The 1,031-nt window shown below is 61.2% G+C and carries 1 protein-coding gene; it reads right to left on the minus strand.

What is annotated here, in order from left to right; translation table 11 throughout:
- Positions 1 to 97 precede the first annotated feature (97 nt).
- Positions 98 to 640, minus strand: a complete 543-nt coding sequence (locus EOD07_RS35580; RefSeq protein WP_127238449.1) for a DnaJ domain-containing protein — start codon at positions 638 to 640, stop codon at positions 98 to 100.
- Positions 641 to 1,031 lie beyond the last annotated feature (391 nt).

The following is a 1,031-nucleotide window of genomic DNA, read 5'->3' on the forward strand; positions in this document are numbered from 1 at the left end:
GCCAAGGAGGCGACAGTCGATTCCTCCGGGATGTAGCTGTTCCTTCGTCGAGCCCGCCGCTGGCCGAGGCCAGTAGGCGGGCTTTTGATGGGCTGTCTCAGTCGGCGTGATCGAGGAGGCGCGTGGCGTCGGTGCGATCCATGCCGTGCTTGGCCCCGGCGTGATCGATGCCTTCGACGGTGATGGCGAATGTTCCGTTCTCGGTTCTGCCGATGAAGCCTTTCGCCTTGAGGTACCACAGATGGAATTCCAGGTGCTCGCGGGGGCAGCCCGACAGGCGCTCGAGCTCTTCGTCACCAATGCCCGGATTGTTGACGTCCCGCCGGCGCCTCACATAGAGAAGCGACAGCAGATTGGCCTGGATGACGCTATCCCTCTCCATGCCGCCGCCGTCGCGCGCGCCTTCCGTGAGCTCGTGACGAAGGCCCAGATGCTCGCGATAAAGGATGTCGTACTGTGCCCGTTTGACCGGATCGCGAAGCGTATTGTGGGCTTCCACGATCTCGCTGAAACGCGATTCATCGCCGGTTTCCCGATTGTCGGGATGGTAGCGCATGGCAAAATAGCGGAAGATCCGCTCGATGGTCTCGGAATTGGCGTTCGGGCTTATTTCCAGAAGTTCGTAGTAGTCGATGAACATGTAATCGTGCTTCCGAAATTACGGAAACCACTCCCCCAATCCCAAGCATTGCCCAAATGCCGCGCGCTTGCAAGGCGCCGCCGGGCCGGTCCCGAACCGCTACGGCCGGCGCGAATGCCCGCCGCAATTTGCACGAACTTCGAGCCGGATTTGGGGCGCTGAAGCACACGCATTCGCCCGCCTGCCAGCAGGGAAGGGACGTCCTGGTAGGCGCGCTGGTCCGCGGGCGCCCGATCGGCGAAAAGGCTTGCTCTGGTGTACGGAATGGAAGCTTACGGACCGATCCGCGATCGCGGTGGAATAAATTCCGCACTCTGCTACGTTAGCCATGTTTGAAATTCAGGTGGCAACCTGGATGGGAGCCGACCTCAAGCCCGGCTCCCTTTTGGCT

Source organism: Mesorhizobium sp. M2C.T.Ca.TU.002.02.1.1, assembly GCF_003997225.1.

Bases quoted from the DNA above. Each gene is read 5' to 3' on its own strand.
- EOD07_RS35580 (WP_127238449.1), bottom strand. From the start codon at position 640: ATGTTCATCGACTACTACGAACTTCTGGAAATAAGCCCGAACGCCAAT.